The organism is Flavobacterium daejeonense DSM 17708, assembly GCF_000425425.1.
Taxonomy (GTDB): domain Bacteria; phylum Bacteroidota; class Bacteroidia; order Flavobacteriales; family Flavobacteriaceae; genus Flavobacterium; species Flavobacterium daejeonense.
Genome location: NZ_AUDK01000001.1, coordinates 392959 through 409638, shown reverse-complemented (window position 1 = coordinate 409638; position 16680 = coordinate 392959). Strand labels below are relative to the sequence as shown.

General features: G+C 36.4%; 16 protein-coding genes. 3 read left to right on the top strand and 13 right to left on the bottom strand.

All coding sequences use genetic code 11. The features are described from left to right. Positions 1-22 precede the first annotated feature (22 nt). The 8 genes from nuoF to aspS form a co-directional block, all read right to left on the bottom strand. Positions 23-1390, bottom strand: coding sequence for an NADH-quinone oxidoreductase subunit NuoF (gene nuoF, locus H599_RS0101755; RefSeq protein WP_026712538.1), 1368 nt, complete (start codon positions 1388-1390; stop codon positions 23-25). A gap of 1 nt (position 1391) precedes the next feature. Beyond that, positions 1392-1922 (bottom strand): complex I 24 kDa subunit family protein, encoded by a 531-nt coding sequence (locus tag H599_RS0101750; protein WP_026712537.1) that lies wholly within the window; start codon positions 1920-1922, stop codon positions 1392-1394. Positions 1923-1970: 48 nt separating this feature from the next. Next, entirely contained in the window at positions 1971-3209 is a 1239-nt protein-coding gene (locus H599_RS0101745; RefSeq protein ID WP_026712536.1) for an NADH-quinone oxidoreductase subunit D, read from the bottom strand. Positions 3210-3241: 32 nt separating this feature from the next. Next, positions 3242-3763 (bottom strand): NADH-quinone oxidoreductase subunit C, encoded by a 522-nt coding sequence (locus tag H599_RS0101740; RefSeq protein ID WP_026712535.1) that lies wholly within the window; start codon positions 3761-3763, stop codon positions 3242-3244. A gap of 2 nt (positions 3764-3765) precedes the next feature. After that, positions 3766-4314, bottom strand: a complete 549-nt coding sequence (locus H599_RS0101735) for an NADH-quinone oxidoreductase subunit B (RefSeq protein ID WP_026712534.1) — start codon at positions 4312-4314, stop codon at positions 3766-3768. Between the two features lie 138 nt (positions 4315-4452). Continuing rightward, positions 4453-4818 carry an NADH-quinone oxidoreductase subunit A gene (locus H599_RS0101730; RefSeq protein WP_026712533.1) on the bottom strand — a complete coding sequence of 122 codons (366 nt, stop codon included), beginning with the start codon at positions 4816-4818 and terminating at the stop codon, positions 4453-4455. Positions 4819-5054: 236 nt separating this feature from the next. Further along, positions 5055-5249 (bottom strand): cold-shock protein, encoded by a 195-nt coding sequence (locus tag H599_RS0101725; RefSeq protein ID WP_026712532.1) that lies wholly within the window; start codon positions 5247-5249, stop codon positions 5055-5057. 128 nt (positions 5250-5377) lie between these two features. Beyond that, positions 5378-7126: an aspartate--tRNA ligase gene (gene aspS / locus H599_RS0101720; RefSeq protein WP_026712531.1), complete on the bottom strand. Its 1749-nt coding sequence runs from the start codon at positions 7124-7126 to the stop codon at positions 5378-5380. Positions 7127-7359: 233 nt separating this feature from the next. Here aspS and H599_RS0101710 point away from each other — a divergent pair, with 233 nt between their 5' ends. Continuing rightward, positions 7360-7725 carry a toxin-antitoxin system YwqK family antitoxin gene (locus H599_RS0101710; RefSeq protein WP_026712530.1) on the top strand — a complete coding sequence of 122 codons (366 nt, stop codon included), beginning with the start codon at positions 7360-7362 and terminating at the stop codon, positions 7723-7725. Positions 7726-7784: 59 nt separating this feature from the next. Here the strand turns inward: H599_RS0101710 and H599_RS0101705 are convergent, their stop codons facing one another. Genes H599_RS0101705 through H599_RS0101690 form a run of 4 tightly spaced genes read right to left on the bottom strand, consistent with a single transcriptional unit; the run spans position 7785 to position 12509 of the window. Then, the gene (locus H599_RS0101705) at positions 7785-9344 is read right to left on the bottom strand and encodes a PepSY-associated TM helix domain-containing protein (RefSeq protein WP_026712529.1); all 1560 of its coding nucleotides are present in this window, start codon (positions 9342-9344) and stop codon (positions 7785-7787) included. 3 nt (positions 9345-9347) lie between these two features. Next, positions 9348-9650: a hypothetical protein gene (locus tag H599_RS0101700; protein WP_026712528.1), complete on the bottom strand. Its 303-nt coding sequence runs from the start codon at positions 9648-9650 to the stop codon at positions 9348-9350. An 8-nt stretch (positions 9651-9658) separates the two neighbouring features. Next, positions 9659-9988: a hypothetical protein gene (locus H599_RS0101695; protein WP_026712527.1), complete on the bottom strand. Its 330-nt coding sequence runs from the start codon at positions 9986-9988 to the stop codon at positions 9659-9661. A 58-nt stretch (positions 9989-10046) separates the two neighbouring features. Continuing rightward, the gene (locus H599_RS0101690; RefSeq protein ID WP_026712526.1) at positions 10047-12509 is read right to left on the bottom strand and encodes a TonB-dependent receptor; all 2463 of its coding nucleotides are present in this window, start codon (positions 12507-12509) and stop codon (positions 10047-10049) included. Between the two features lie 257 nt (positions 12510-12766). Between H599_RS0101690 and H599_RS0101680 the strand changes: the two genes are divergently transcribed. Continuing rightward, positions 12767-13177 (top strand): carboxymuconolactone decarboxylase family protein, encoded by a 411-nt coding sequence (locus H599_RS0101680; protein ID WP_026712525.1) that lies wholly within the window; start codon positions 12767-12769, stop codon positions 13175-13177. Continuing rightward, a complete protein-coding gene (locus H599_RS0101675) occupies positions 13167-13373 on the top strand; it encodes a hypothetical protein (protein WP_026712524.1) in 207 nt (68 codons plus the stop codon). The genes H599_RS0101680 and H599_RS0101675 overlap by 11 nt, the downstream gene beginning before the upstream one ends. Positions 13374-13492: 119 nt before the next feature. On the opposite strand, the gene H599_RS0101670 is transcribed toward H599_RS0101675, so the two are convergent. Further along, positions 13493-16669, bottom strand: a complete 3177-nt coding sequence (locus tag H599_RS0101670) for an efflux RND transporter permease subunit (protein WP_026712523.1) — start codon at positions 16667-16669, stop codon at positions 13493-13495. Positions 16670-16680 lie beyond the last annotated feature (11 nt).

Sequence of the window (16680 nt, the reverse complement as noted above, 5' to 3'; positions counted from 1 at the left end):
TATCACCTATCAACTTTCAACTTTATACTGTTTGTTTTGCTACCAAATGTCTAACTTTCTCAAAAGGTTCGGCAACAAAATGATCTCTGTTTTTAATTCTTTCCGGGAAACGAACATGGTATTCGAATTCCTCTCTAAAATGACGAATAGCTGCAGCTACCGGCCAAGAAGCGGCATCTCCCAAAGGACAGATAGTGTTCCCTTCAATCTTAGATTGGATACTCCACAGCAAATCAATGTCTTCTTCACGTCCCAGACCGTTTTCAATACGCCACAAAACTTTTTCTAACCAACCTGTTCCTTCTCTACATGGAGTACATTGCCCACAAGATTCATGGTGGTAAAAACGGGAGAAATTCCAGGTATTACGAACAATACAAGCGGTATCGTCATATACAATAAATCCTCCTGAACCCAGCATCGAACCTGTTGCAAATCCACCGTCGCTTAATGATTCATAAGTCATCAAACGGTCTTCACCGTTGGCTGTTTTAAAAATTAAATCGGCTGGTAAAATTGGTACCGAAGAACCTCCCGGTACTAAAGCTTTCAAAGGGCGGTTAGTACTCATTCCTCCTAAATACTCATCAGAATTCATAAATTCATCAACACTTAAACCTAATTCAATTTCGTAAACCCCCGGATTTTTAACATTTCCTGAAGCCGAAATCAACTTGGTTCCTGTAGAACGACCAATTCCTATTTTAGCATAATCATCACCTGAATTGTTTACAATCCATGGCACTGCTGCTATCGTTTCTACGTTGTTTACCACTGTTGGGTTTGCCCAAAGACCTGAAACGGCCGGGAAAGGCGGTTTGATACGTGGGTTTCCTCTTTTTCCTTCCAAAGATTCAATCAAAGCGGTTTCTTCTCCACATATATAAGCACCTGCTCCACAGTGAACGTGTAATTCTAAATCATATCCTGTTCCTAAAATATTTTTTCCTAACCATCCTGCCGCTTTTGCTTCAGCAATGGCTCTTTCTAATATTTTAAAAACCCACATATATTCGCCACGAATGTAGATATATGAACGGTTGGCACCCAACGCAAAACTGGAAGTAATCATCCCTTCAATCAACAAGTGAGGAATAAATTCCATCAAATATCGGTCTTTGAAAGTTCCCGGTTCTGATTCGTCAGCATTGCAAACCAAATGTCTTGGTTTTCCGGATTTTTTATCAATAAAACTCCATTTCATTCCGGCAGGGAAACCCGCACCACCACGACCTCTAAGTCCTGATTTTTTAACTTCTTCCACCACATCATCAGGTGTCATGGATTTCAGGGCCTTTTCTACCGAAGTATAACCGCCTTCTCTGCGATATACTTCGTAAGTTTTAATCCCCGGAACGTTTATTTTGTCTAATAATATTTTTTGAGACATCTTATTTATCGTGTAATATTATTTTATTATCTCGACAATCAGCAATTAACTGATCAATTTTTTCTCTGGTCAAATGCTCTTTGTAAAAATCACCCAATTGCATCATTGGAGCATATCCACAAGCACCTAAACACTCTACACCTCTTACTTCAAATAAGCCGTCAGGAGTCGTTTCTCCAATGCCTACGCCTAGTTTTTCACAGGTATAATCCATCAAATCTTCTGTTCCTCTTAAACAACAGCAAGATGTCTGACAGAATTCAAACATGTATTTCCCAATTGGTTTTAAATTGAACATCGTATAAAAAGTAGCTACTTCATACACTTCAATTGGAAGGATACCTAAAATATCAGCAACTTTATCCATTAGTTCGATACTCAACCAGTTGTCATGAGCATCCTGAACTTCATGCAAAACAGGCAATAAAGCCGATTTTTTCTTGTCTTCAGGATAATGACTGATTAATTCATTGATACGGTTCATCAATGTTTCAGTCATGTTTATGTCTTGTTTATAATGTTTTCTTTCCATTTTTTTTAAATCTGAAATCTAAAATCGTTAATCAACAATCTGATATCTTTATGCGTCTAATTCTCCGGCAATTACATTTAAACTGGATAAAATAACAATGGCATCAGATAATAATGCTCCTTTAATCATTTCCGGATAAGCCTGATAATAGATAAAACAAGGTCTTCTAAAGTGAAGTCTGTAAGGAGTACGGCTTCCATCGGTTATTAAATAGAAACCAATTTCACCATTTCCTCCTTCTACCGGGTGGTAAATTTCAGCTACCGGAACCGGAACCTCTCCCATTACAATTTTGAAATGGTAGATTAAAGATTCCATGTTATGGTAAACATCTTCTTTTGGAGGCAAATAGTAATCCGGTACATCGGCGTGGTATTCGTTTCCTTCCGGCATTTTATCCAAAGCCTGACGAATGATGCTTAAACTCTCCCAAACTTCGGCATTACGAACACAAAAACGGTCGTAAGTGTCTCCTGATTTTCCTACCGGAATTTTGAAATCAAAATCTTCGTAGGAACTGTATGGTTGTGCTACACGAACATCATAATCTACACCGGCAGCACGTAAGTTTGGTCCCGTAAAACCGTAAGCCATTGCTTTTTCGGCTGAAATAGCTCCAACGTTTACCGTTCTGTCAATAAAAATTCTGTTTCTTTCAAAGAGGTTTTCAAATTCTTTCCAGGCAACCGGAAATTCTTCAAGGAAAGTGTTTAGTAATTCAAAAGCTTTTGGTGACCAGTCTCTTTCAAAACCACCAATTCTACCCATATTGGTTGTCAAACGGGCACCGCAAATTTCTTCGTAGATTTCGTAAACTTTTTCTCTGAATTGGAAAACATATAGGAATCCGGAATAAGCTCCGGTATCTACTCCTAAAATCGAATTACAAATCAGGTGATCGGTAATACGTGCTAATTCCATTACAATAACTCTTAGATACTGTGCTCTTTTTGGGACTTCAATATTGAGTAATTTTTCTAAAGTCATCCACCATCCCATGTTGTTGATAGGAGAGGAGCAGTAGTTCATACGATCCGTTAGCGGTGTAATTTGGTAGAAAGGACGGTTTTCGGCAATTTTTTCAAAAGCACGGTGAATGTAACCAATAGTAGGTTCGGCATCTAAAATACGTTCTCCGTCCATCAACAGGATATTTTGGAAAATTCCGTGAGTAGCCGGGTGAGTTGGACCCAAATTCAGGATGGAAAGCTCGCTTCCGTCTTCATTGGATCTTTCTTTTATGATTTTAGCATAACGATGCTCTGGTGGTAATAATAGTTCTGACATTTATAGAATGTGAAAAATTATATATTGTTTTTTTAGCAATTGTCGATGGTTCTACCGAAGAAACGGTCGTCTTTATCTGTTCTTCCGCCGTCTTCCATTGGGAATTCTTTACGCATTGGGAAAGAAACCATTTCATCCATATTCAAAATACGTTTTAATTGTGGATGACCAATAAAGTTTACCCCAAAGAAATCGTAAGTTTCTCTTTCCATCCAGTTAGCTGTCAGGAAAATGTTGGAAACTGTTTTTATTTCCGGATTTTCTCCGTTAAGAAAAGCCTTGATTCGGATACGTTTGTTTTCATACCAATTATGCAAATGATAAACCACTGCAAATTGTCTGTCAATTGGATTATCCGGGTAATGGATTCCGCATAGATCCGTTAAGAAGTGAAAACGTAATTCAGGATCGTTTTTTAGGAATAAAATGATTGCGGTATTATTTTTAGCATTGATTTCAAAGGAAAAAATATCTCTTTCCTCCTGGAAATTAAAAACATCTCCTGCGAAAGTTTCGACTAATTTTTCCTGTATAGCGGTGTTTTCTAATGCCATTTTTATTTGATATTATAAGAAGCTAATAATTCTTGATACTCTGGTGAACTTCTTCTTCTTACGGATTCTGATTTTACGAGTTCCTGCAATTTCATTACACCATCTACAATTTGTTCCGGTCTTGGCGGACATCCAGGCACATATACATCTACCGGGATTACTTTGTCAATTCCCTGAAGAACAGAGTAAGTATCGAATATTCCTCCTGAAGAAGCGCAGGCACCTACGGCAATTACCCATCTTGGCTCAGACATTTGTTCGTAAACCTGACGTAAAATAGGAGCCATCTTTTTTGAAATAGTTCCCATAACTAAAAGCATATCGGCCTGACGGGGAGAGAAACTCACACGTTCTGAGCCGAAACGGGCTAAATCATAGTGAGAGGCCATGGTGGCCATAAATTCAATTCCACAGCAGGAAGTAGCAAATGGTAAAGGCCAAAGTGAATTGGCACGAGCCAAACCTACTACATCATTCAATTTTGTAGCAAAAAAACCTTCTCCAACAACACCTTCCGGAGGGGCAACCATTTTTACTTTTGAAGTACTCATTTTATTCTGGATTTAGATTTAAAAACCTGAAAAACTGAAATCAATATTTTAAAATCAATTATTTGGAGCATTTAATTTCAAATCTAAAATTCTAAACTGCAAGCAATCTAAAATCTGAAATCTGAAATCTGAATTTTCTTATTCCCACTCTAAAGCTTTCTTTTTGATGATGTAGAAAAAACCAACTAAAAGTAAAGCCATGAAAACAATCATTTTTAACATTCCTTCCATTCCCAGTTCTTTGAAATTGATAGCCCAAGGATAAAGGAAAATTACCTCAACATCAAATAGCACAAATAAGATGGCTACCAGGAAATATTTTACTGAAAATGGAATACGGGCGTTTCCTACTGACTCGATTCCGCACTCAAAGTTTTTATCTTTTGTAGCCGAATTTCTTTTTGGTCCTAATTTACCTGAAATGATGATAGTGGCAACAACAAAACCAATTGCCAGCAAAGCTTGCATAAGGATAGGAAGATAATTGAATTGTCCTGATTGCATAATAATAAAATTTGTGCTAAAATAAGTCACAAAGATAGTTGTCAATGTTATAAAACACAAGTTTAATATAATAATTAGTGGTTGGTTTTAAGGGGTTTTTTTGTAGTTTTTAATCATTATAAATAACAGCTTTGTATATTTCTTAAAAATTTCTAAAATTTTAAGATTTAGGGGGTAAAAAAAACGTCCCGATAATTTCGGGACGTTTTAACATTCGTAACAAAAAACTATTTTGTTTAGATTACCGCAACTTTAGCAGCAACTTTTCCTTTTCTTCCTTCTTCTTCTTCGTAACTTACTCTGTCACCTTCGCGTAATTCTTCCGCGCTGATTCCTGAAGCATGAACAAAAATGTCTTTTCCTGTTTCTTCGTCTGTAATGAATCCGTAACCTTTAGATTCATTGAAAAATTTAACTTTACCTGTACGCATTGTAATTGTAATAATAATTTATAATAAAACAAATGTAATGTTTAATATCATACAAAAACGATTAATCTAAAAATTTTTAAAAAAATAATTGATATTCAGGTTTTTCAAAGGTTTTAGGAAGGTTTTTTTTATAAATTTAACTGTATGTGTAATTCTTGTAATTGTGTGGTATCAATCGCTGAAGGAGCATCAATCATTACGTCTCTTCCGGAGTTGTTTTTTGGGAAAGCAATGAAGTCACGAATGGTTTCCTGACCTCCTAAAATAGCTACTAATCGATCCAAACCAAAGGCTAAACCTCCATGCGGTGGTGCACCAAATTGGAAAGCATCCATCAGGAAGCCAAATTGCGCTTTCGCTTCCTCTTCAGAGAATCCTAAATATTTAAACATCAATTGCTGCGTTTCTTTGTCGTGAATACGAATAGAACCTCCGCCAATTTCGTTTCCGTTTAATACCATATCATAGGCATTGGCACGAACTTTTCCTGGTTCTGTTGGTAATAAAGCAATATCTTCCGGTTTTGGAGAAGTAAACGGATGATGCATGGCGTGGTAACGACCACTTTCTTCGTCAAATTCCAATAAAGGGAAGTCAACTACCCAAAGTGGTGCGAAAACTTCCGGATTACGCAATCCCAAACGAGTGGCTAATTCCATTCTTAGAGCGCTTAATTGTGCTCTGGTTTTGTTAGCTGGTCCTGAAAGTACAAAAATCATATCGCCTGCTTTGGCTCCGGTTACTCTAGCCCAGTTTGCCAAATCTTCCTGATTATAGAATTTATCAACAGAAGATTTAAAAGTACCATCCTCGTTGCATTTTACATAAACCATTCCTGATGCACCTACCTGAGGACGTTTTACCCAGTCAATTAAAGCATCGATTTCTTTACGGGTATAATTTCCGGCTCCCGGAACAGCAATTCCAACTACTAATTCAGCGGCATTAAAAACAGGGAATTCTTTATGTTGTGCAAATTCATTTAATTCACCGAATTCCATCCCGAAACGAATGTCCGGTTTGTCATTCCCATAAGTTTTCATAGCATGCTCATACGTCATGCGAGGGAATTTATCTACTTCAATTCCTTTTAATTCTTTCAGCAAATGACGGGTCAAACCTTCAAAAATATTTAAAATATCTTCCTGTTCCACAAAAGCCATTTCACAGTCAATCTGTGTAAACTCCGGCTGCCGGTCGGCACGTAAATCTTCATCACGGAAACATTTTACAATTTGGAAATATTTATCCATTCCGCCTACCATCAATAATTGTTTGAAAGTTTGTGGCGATTGTGGTAAAGCATAAAATTGTCCTTCGTTCATACGGCTTGGTACAACGAAATCTCTTGCTCCTTCCGGAGTCGATTTAATCAAATAAGGTGTCTCTACTTCGCAAAAATCCAAATCAGATAAATATTTGCGAACTTCCATTGCTACTTTGTGACGGAACAACAAACTGTTTTTTACCGGATTTCTTCTGATATCAAGATAGCGGTATTTCATTCGGATGTCTTCGCCACCGTCGGTTTCATCTTCAATGGTAAACGGAGGAGTCAAAGCACGGTTTAAAATATTCAACTCAGAAACTAATATTTCAATTTCACCTGTCGGAATATTTTTGTTTTTAGCCTCACGCTCAATAACAGTCCCTCTTACCTGAATTACAAATTCGCGTCCTAGTGTTTTAGCTAATTCAAAAACGCTTTTTTCAGTACGACTTTCGTCAAAAATTAATTGTGTTATTCCATAACGGTCTCTTAAATCAACCCAATTCATGAATCCTTTGTCTCTTGATTTTTGAACCCAACCCGCAAGTGTTACTTCGCTGTTTATATGTGAGGCGTTCAATTCGCCACAGTTATGACTTCTGTACATATTGAAAAATTTAATTATTTGGTTTATAAGTCTGAAAAACGACCGGCTGCAAATTTAGAACTAATTATGTACATTAAATTGAGAAAATTAAATTTTTACTGCTTTGAAGAATAAGGTGTTTTAATTTCCAATGTTAAGTTTTTAGTTTGTGTTACCAAATTGTTACCAAATTGTTTTTTAAATGTAAATTTAAGTGTAAATTTGATAAAAGAAACCTCTTAAAATTTTACATTATGAAAAAATATATAACTATCGGAGCAATTTTAATTACAGGGATGATTTTTGCACAAGATGCAAAACCGATATTGGAACCTTACGGAAAAAAGGTGAAAGCCACTTATTTTTATGAAAATGGTCAGGTGCAACAGGAAGGTTTCTTTGTAAAAGGAAAATTAGAAGGAACCTGGGTTTCCTATGACGAAAATGGAAATAAAACTGCTATCGCTGAATATAAAAATGGAAAAAAAGTGGGCAAATGGTTTTTCTGGACTGACGAAAGTGAAAAAGGATTTGCAACTTTAAGTGAAGTAGATTATTCAAATAATAAAATTGCTTCGGTTAAAAACTGGAAAAAAGAAGCAATCGTTAATGTGGATTAAATTTAGAATTGTTAATAGGAAAAAGGCTTTCTCAGATTCGGGGAAAGCCTCTTTTTGTATTATGAGTTTTTTGTTTTCAGGGAACTGTTTTTTATTTTCAAAGCCGCATATAAAGTTATGATAGAGAGACAAGTCCAGAATACATCAATAAAATAGATTTGAAAATGATTATTGGTATAACTAATCCAAAACCAGTTTCCGGTTTTTATTCCATTTGCAATTGGAATCAGGAATCCTAAAATACTTCCTGAAAACAAACAAAATCTGTTGGTAAAACCATTATCTTTTTTCAAAATTAAAATAATGCTGAGTAGTAGCCAACTTATAAAGTAGATGGAGTATATTTTTTCCTGTCCTAATGGGAAGAAAACTTTCGCCATTATAAATGTTAAGGCTGTTACCGGAAACATAGTTAACGAAATGGCTAAATAATAACGGACCACTCTTTCGTTAAAACGTCTTTTTTTCTCAGGAATATTTTTTTTGTCTCTGGCAACCAGCCAAATCATCACTCCTGAGATAATCACAAAACAAGATAAAATTCCCAGAGCAAAACTGATGATTTTTAAGCCATAACCACCGTAATCGCCATAATGAATACGATATAAAATGTTTTTTACACTGTCTAAATAACTGCTCTGTGCAAGCGGATTTTTCTCGGCAATGATTTCTGCTGTGGCAACTTTGTAGATTCGTTTGCCAATAGCGGTAAATTTTTGGTCAAATTCCATTTCTCCTTCAACCAGAACCTGCATATTGGCATCGCCGTAATTTTGAATTTCAACCTTTGTGACGTCAAAATTATTCCAGTTTTTCTTAGTGTTGCTTACCATTTGATTCAGGCTGAAAGTTTTGGTTAAGGCTTTATTTGCAAAAGGAACAGCAGCGGTTGTGTATTCCAGTTCTTTGTACAATTGGTCTTCTTTACCATCATATAACAGTTGAACACTCGGTGCGACAATTAGTAATTTAATCATGAAAAAAGCTCCGGTAACGGCATAAACAAACTGGAATGGCAGTCCCAGCATTCCTAATGAAGTATGTGCATCGGTCCACCAGGTTTTTAGTTTTTCCTTTGGTCGAAAAACATAAAAATTAGAAATGATTTTTTTCCAATGAACCAATACTCCGGTTACTGTGGCAAACAGAAAAAATAAGGCGATGAATCCGGATAAATAGTAGCCAACCGGATAGGGAATTTGTGCCAAAAAGTGCAAACGATAAATGAATTCACCCAGATTGTAATTCTCTACATAAGTCGAGGTTTTATAAGTACTATTATTAAGGTATAAAAATTTTGCTTCTTTGCCTTTTTGGGAAGCCAGACTGTCTCCAGAAGCTTCTAAATATACTGCAACTTTTTTTTCGTTATGCGGTTGCGTAATGGTTATTTTTCGGCCATGTAAATCGTAAAGACTGTCCAGAACTTGCAGACTGTGGTTGTAATCCAGTTGAATTTCTTTAGAAAGACTAGCCGATTCGCCTTTTTCCCAATCAGCAATATCATCTCTGAAAAAAGAAAAAGAACCCGCAAAAAAGATTACAAAAAGAACTACACTAATGATAATTCCGCTAACGGTATGGAGGTGAAAAAAGATATTGTAATTTCTATTGTTCATGTTTTATCGGGCTACAGGATTATAATTTTGTCCTAAATAAAGAATTCCTAAAAAGAACAGACTCAAACCAAGGTATAAAAGCCAGATTTTCCAACCGTTTTTGGCTAAAAATGCTACAATCATTAGTACTACCCAAAGAATAAAAGCACTAAAAGTCATGGTTATAATTATATTGGGACGGTTAAACCAACTGGCAAGAGCCAGATGAAAACTTACCGAAACAAAATAACCGCCTAAAATAGCGGCTGTTATTTTTGCAAAACGTTGTGTTTTGGATTGAGTGAGGTATTTTGGATTTGCCGGCATATTTTGACTTAAAAATAAAGTTCAACTAGTACAGCAAGAATAAACAATACTGCTACAACTTTGTAATTGATGATTTTTAGCGGTGCTAAAATGACTACCAGACTTCCAATAGTCATTAATTGAATAAAATACATCAAACTGGAAGCTCCGACGGCTTTTATGCTAATGAGTAAACTATAGGCAATTGCTAAGATTGCTAATCCTACAAAACGGGAAGGTTTTGGGTTTTGCTGAATCCATCTTTGTATTTGCAAATTATTTGATAAAGTTGCTTTTTTTGAGGTGTTGTACAACACATAAAAACCTAAAAAAATGTTGAACGCAATGAATGAAATCATAATAGTTTCAATTAAAAAACAGCCTTCTTGGTTGAAAGAAAGCTGTTTTAGTTAATCTTTAAAATTTGTATGAAAAGCTTGCCGATGCGCTTCTCATGTTTCGAGGATGGATTGTTGACCAGCCATCATAAGTATCGGCATTTGTAATATTATCAATTTTTAGTGTAATATTAAATTTGTCATTTCCATAGAAAACAGAAGAATTCAATACGGTGTATTCAGGAATTGTGAAAGTTCCGGTTACGGCTCCATGGGTAATTTTGTTTTCACCGGAATAATTACCGCCAAAACCTACTCCAAAACCTTTTAATGCATTTTGTTGAAAACGGTAACTCGCCCAAAGGTTTGCTGTGTTGTAAGCTCCGGCGCTGGTTGGGCGATAATCTACGGTATTAATATCACCTTTTTTTATCGCTGCATCTACATAACTATAACCCGCTACGATGTTGAATCCAGGAATTGGGTTTGCAATAATTTCGGCTTCAAAACCTTCGTTGTTCTGAGCACCATCCTGATAGTAAGTGATGTCGGTAGCCGAATTTCTAATGTTGTAAACGCGGTCGGTTACTTTGATTTTATAATAATTAAAACTAGCATATAATTTGTCTTCAAATAAATTTAGTTTTGTTCCAAATTCTAGTTGATTTGCCTGCTCCGGATTAAAAACACGTGGTGTTCTGGTTGTTCCATTGATGTCTTCCTGTGGCGCAACATTTGTAAATCCGTTCATGTAATTTGCAAAAAGCGAAACTTTATTTAAAATCGGTTGGTACACAATTCCAAATTTTGGAGATAAAGCCGTTTGGTTGTAACTTCCGTTTTGTGCATTCATAAAACGGTCGATACGCAAACTTGCCATTGCTGATAAGTTAGGAAGAAAATCAATTACGTCAGATGCATAAGCACTATATACTTCTTGTTTGGTTTTGCTGTTGTTTACAGTTGCTCCGGCTAATAGAGCATCGGTTGCGTTTTTGCTTAATTTTCCATTGTCTCCGGTTGTGATGTATTTTGCAGGGTCGGTAATTCCAAAAACATTTTCGTTTACTGTTTGCAAATCGTCATTTCCTATATATACATAGCCGTTAAGAGCATATCCCGTACCATTGTCGATAATTTGACGGTTGAAATAATCTAATCCGACAACAATTCGGTTTCTCATGCTTCCAATTTTGAAATCTCCGATAAAATTTTGTTGGATATCAGTTGCTAATGTAGTCGAATTTTGATTGTTAATGTAACGTCCAAATACTACACCATCAGTAATTGCCGGAAACGAAGCTGTTCCTTCAAACAAATAACTGTAATATCCTTCTGACTTTGCCGATGTTTTAGAAATGGCAGTTTGAGAAGTCCAGGAATCATTTATTTTATAAAACATTTGTCCTTGTAAATTGAAAGAAGGTGTTTTAATGGATAATTGATTACTGGTATAAGAGCGCTTGTTGTCATATCCTAATTCATTCATGTTGTGTACTCTCAAAGTAGTCGAACGCGTTAAGAACAACATGGTTGCATTAGTAGCTTCATTACTTAAAAATTCGGTGTTAATTAAGAAAGAAAGTCTGTCGGAAGCTTTGTAAGATAAAGACGGAGCTACAAAAAATGCTTTTCTAAATCCGGCATCCTGAAAACTATTTTCGTTGTGGTAAGCTGTATTAATTCTGAAATTAACTGTTTTGTCGTCATTTAAAGGAGTGTTTACATCGGCTGTAACTCGGTTTAAACCATAAGATCCTGTAGTGTAATTAATTTCACCACCAAAATTGTCATAAGGAGTTTTAGTTGTAATATTAATTAAACCACCGTAAGATGTTATCGTATTTCCGAATAATGTTCCCGAAGGACCTTTGATTACTTCTATTTTTTCAATGTTAGCCGGGTCTAAGCTACCGTTTGAGATACCCGGTAATCCATTAAGTGCTCTAGGTTGAACAGCGAATCCTCTTAAGGAGAAATATCCGGCACCATCACTTCCACGACCTGTTGAAGTCCAAAGCGGTTGTACACCCGGTGCATTTTTAAGTGCATCATCAATATTGGTAACTACCTGATCTTTCAATAATTCTGCTGTGATTGTGGTATAAACCTGTGGGTTTTCAAGGTTTTTTAGAGGTAATTTTGAGATTTGCTGATTTTCTTTTTTAGCAAAAGTGTTTTTTTTGTTATGGTTAATCACTACCTCCGTAAGTTTCTCGGAGCGCGATTTGATAGTGGCATTTTGAATCAGTTGCTGACCGTTGGTTAAATTAATTTTTAGTTCTTGGCTTTGGTATCCAATAGCCGAAATTTTCAAAATATAAACACCGGGATTAATATTTTTCAGACTGTAATTTCCTTTTTCATCGGTTACGGTTGCAAATCGGGTTCCTTTTAGGTGAACCGAAATGTTATCAGGAGTCTGATTATCATTTAGTGTAATTTGTCCTTTGATACTTGCTTTTTCTTGTGCCAAGGCAGCGGTAGAAAAAAGTAAAACGAACAATAGATTTAAAATTGTTAGGGTAGATTTTACGTTCATTTTATTTAGAATAAATTTTAATAGTGCAAAAGTAAAAAGTGAATCTTTACAAAACAAAATTATTTTAATTTATTCTAAATAAAATATTTTAAGTGTAATGGGTTTCGTGAAAAATGACAATGTAAATTATTAAGTATGTTTTTTAACTATTTATTATTCAGTAGTTTGTGTTTTGTTTGTTGCTTTTTTTGTAAATTTACAGGTCAAATTTTTATGAAATCCAGATTGCAAATAATTTTTTAAAATCATTAAAAAAGATGGCAATAGCAAGAAATCGTTCGGAAGTTGAAGCCGAAATCAGAGCGCATTTAGGTATAGTTCCGGGATTTATGAAAGATATTCCCGAAGCTTATTTAGATTTTGAATGGGAATTGTTTAAAAATCTTCAATTGGGGGAAACACTTATTCCTAATAAATACAAAGAATTGATGGGAGTAGCCTTACATTCAGAAACTAAATGCAGATATTGTTCATTGTTTCATGCAGAGACCGCAAAACTCTTTGGTGCAACAGATGAAGAAATACAGGAAGCGGTTCATTATGCAAAAATGTCGCTTGGCTGGAGTGCCTATCTCAACGGTATGCAAACGGATTATGACGAGTTTGCCGGCGAATTGAAACAGATAGGTAATTATGTGAAAGAAAATATGGCACAACATGCACATTGAAAAGAAAAATAATCTGGTTTTTCATATTACACTCAGCGCTTACGAATTAGCAACTTTAATTTCGGCATCGCGCTGGGTGGCAGAAGGCGCTAAAGGCGAACTTACAGCCGAAGCTATTGAACAGTTGAAACTGGTAGTTTTCAATTATGATAGAGCAGCTGCTAAGCTTCAAAACAGGAATCAAAATGAAGTGTAGTGTTCTCTTTGAATTCTGTTTTTTTATTGAGTTAACAAAAGTTTTGAATCTTTCATTAAAAACAAAAAACCACCTGAAAATTGCTTTCAGGTGGTTTTTGATATTAAAAAGGGATGTATTTACATGGTGTGTTTTGGATTAAAACCGTCTTCACTTAGTTCTTTGTGGTCGTAATCGGCAACCATTTCAGCTTCATAATCGATTTTTTCTCCTTTAGAGAATTTGGCGATTATTTTCTCCATGATTTCATAAATTACCGGAACGATAATCAAAGTCAGGAATAAGGAAGAAATCAAACCTCCAATGATTACCCATGCCAAACCGTTTTTCCATTCCGCACCGGCTCCCGAAGCTAAGGCAATTGGAAGCATACCAAATACCATCGCAATTGTCGTCATTAAAATAGGACGCAAACGGGCATGATTGGCCTGAATTAAAGCAGTTCTGATGGATTCTCCGGAAGCTCTTCTTTGATTGGTGTAATCTACTAACATGATCGCGTTTTTACAAACCAATCCAATCAACATGATGATACCTAAAATGGTAAAGATGTTTAAGGAATTGTTAGTTAATGCCAAAGCCAGCATCGCTCCAATGAATGAAAGCGGAATGGCAAACAATACCACAAACGGGTGAACGAAACTGTCGTACAATCCTACCATTACCAAATAAACTAAGATAATAGCAGCTAATAAGGCAACTCCAAGGGTACCAAAACCTTCACTTTGGTTTTCCTGATCACCACCCCAAATGTAACTTACTCCGGTAGGTTTGTCTAGTTTTTGTAATTTTTCTTCCCATTGTTGAACAATAGTTCCCGATGGAACTCCAATGTTTTGTCCTTGAACGGTAACCGAAGCCGTTTTGTCTCTTCGTTCCAGTTTACTTGGTCCGGATCCTTCGGTAATGGTAGCAAATTGGGATAGTTTTATTTGTTGTCCCAAATCGTTAATGAATATTAAATTACTTACATCGTCAATGTTTTTACGGTCAAACGCATTGTATTTGATATTGATGTCGTATTCGTATTCGCCAGCACGGAATTTTCCATCCGTATTCCCGCTGTAGGCTGTTTGCATGGTCATACCCACCGTTTGCAGGTTCAATCCTAAGGCCGCCATTTTATCACGGTCAACCTGAACGTTAATTTCCGGATTTCCGTCTTCAACGGTTAGTTTAATCTCCGTAGTTCCAGGGATTTTTCGTAATTCGGCTTCGGCCAATTTGGCAAATTTCATGGCGCTTTCCACATTTGGACCCGTTACAATCAATCCTAATTTAGCGTCTTCGGCAGTTCCCATAATACCTACAGGAACAGTTTTTACTTTGGCGCCAACCAATACTTTTTCCAATTGGCGCTTCATTTTGGCAGCATAAACCGAAGCGTCGTCCGTACGTTCTGATTGTTCAATCATTTTTACGTCAATTTCCGCTTTGTAAGCGGTTGCCTGAGTCGCTCCCATACCTTCTGAAGTTTGACCTACAGTGGTAATTTGGCTGTGAACATATTCCTGTTTTTTCAAATAAGCTTCAGCCTTTTGCGTCATAAAGTTGGTTTGTTCCAGGGATGCGTCTTTTGGCATTTCAATTTGTACCAAAAATTCACCACTATCCGAAGATGCAAAGAATTCACCTCCAATGTATCCGCCGCCCATCAATCCGATGGTAGAAGCAAAGAATAAAACTACTACAACTAAGATAGTTTTGATATAATGATCTAAACACCATTCTAAGATTTCAGTAACCCAGTGTGTGAAACGGCTAAGCATACTTTCGAATCCAAGAATAATTCGGCCAAAAAGATTTTTTCCTTCAATATGTTCCAATTTTCCAAAACGGGAGGATAACCAGGGAATAATGGTAAACGATGCTAAAAGCGATAACAAAGTAGAGATTACAACTGTGGTACAGAATTGTGTAATAATATTAGATACTAATCCGGTACTCATGGCAATTGGTAAAAATACCACCACAATTACTAAGGTAATTGATGTTACCGTTCCACCAATTTCGGCAGTTCCGTCAAAGGCAGCACGAATACGGCCTTTACCCATTTCCATGTGCCTGTAAATATTTTCCAATACCACAATGGCATCATCCACCAGAATACCTACAACCAATGATAATCCTAATAAACTCATTAAGTTTAAGGTATATCCCATAAGATAAATACCAATAAAAGTAGCAATTAAGGAAGCTGGGATAGAAACCATTACAATCAAAGAGTTTCTCACACTGTGCAGGAAGAACAACATTACTAAGGCCACTAAAATTACGGCGATTAATAAATCGTGAATTACCGAATCGGCTGCTTCAAGAGTGAAGATTGTGGTGTCTTTAGCAGTTTCTAATTTTAATTCGTTTACCTCATAATCTTTGATTAATTTGGCAACGGTTTGTGCTACCTGCTCACTCACGGCTACCGCATTAGCATCTGATTGTTTGATGATTTGCAATAAAATGGCGCTTTTTTGATCTACACGGGAGATTTTTTCGGCAATTTTTTGCGCATCCTGAACATCGGCAATATCCTGTAAGCGAATTTGAATTCCGTCTTTTGAAGAGATGACTAAATTTCTTAATTCGTCCACACTTTTATATTTACCAGCCAGACGAATCAGGATTTTTTGTTCGCGGGTTTGAATATTTCCGGTAGGGAAATCCAAATTAGAAGCTAAAATCATTTGTTGCACCTGCGGAACCGATAAACCGTAGCCCTGCATTTTAGTGGCATCCAGATTTACCTGAATTTCACGTTCCTGTCCTCCGATAATATTTACCTGAGCAACTCCCTGAACACGGGATAATACCGGAGCGATTTTTTTGTCAATTAAGTCATAAAAAGAGGCTTCGTCCATTTTAGCGTTGGCCGCAATGGAAATAATTGGCATGTCGCTCAAGGAGAATTTATTCAACGAAGGCGTTTTAGCATCATCAGGCAAATCACTTATAATAGCGTTGATTTTTCGTTGGGCATCGTTCATCGAAACATCCACGTTGGCAGTAGAAGTCAGGGTGATGGAAACTACCGAAAGACTCTCGTAGGATTTGGAATCAATTTTTTTGATGTTTTCCAAAGAAGCAATCGCATCTTCTATTTTTTTAGTTACGGTGTTTTCAACCTCACTCGGAGAAGCTCCCGGATAAACCGTTGAAACCGTAATTACGTTCATTTCGAACTTTGGAATCAGTTCGTAGCCCAGCTGGCTGTAACTGAATAGTCCGCCAAGCGTTAGGATTGTAAACAATACAATCACCAGGGAAGGACGTTTTATGGATATTTCTGCTAATTTCATATTTTTCTGTT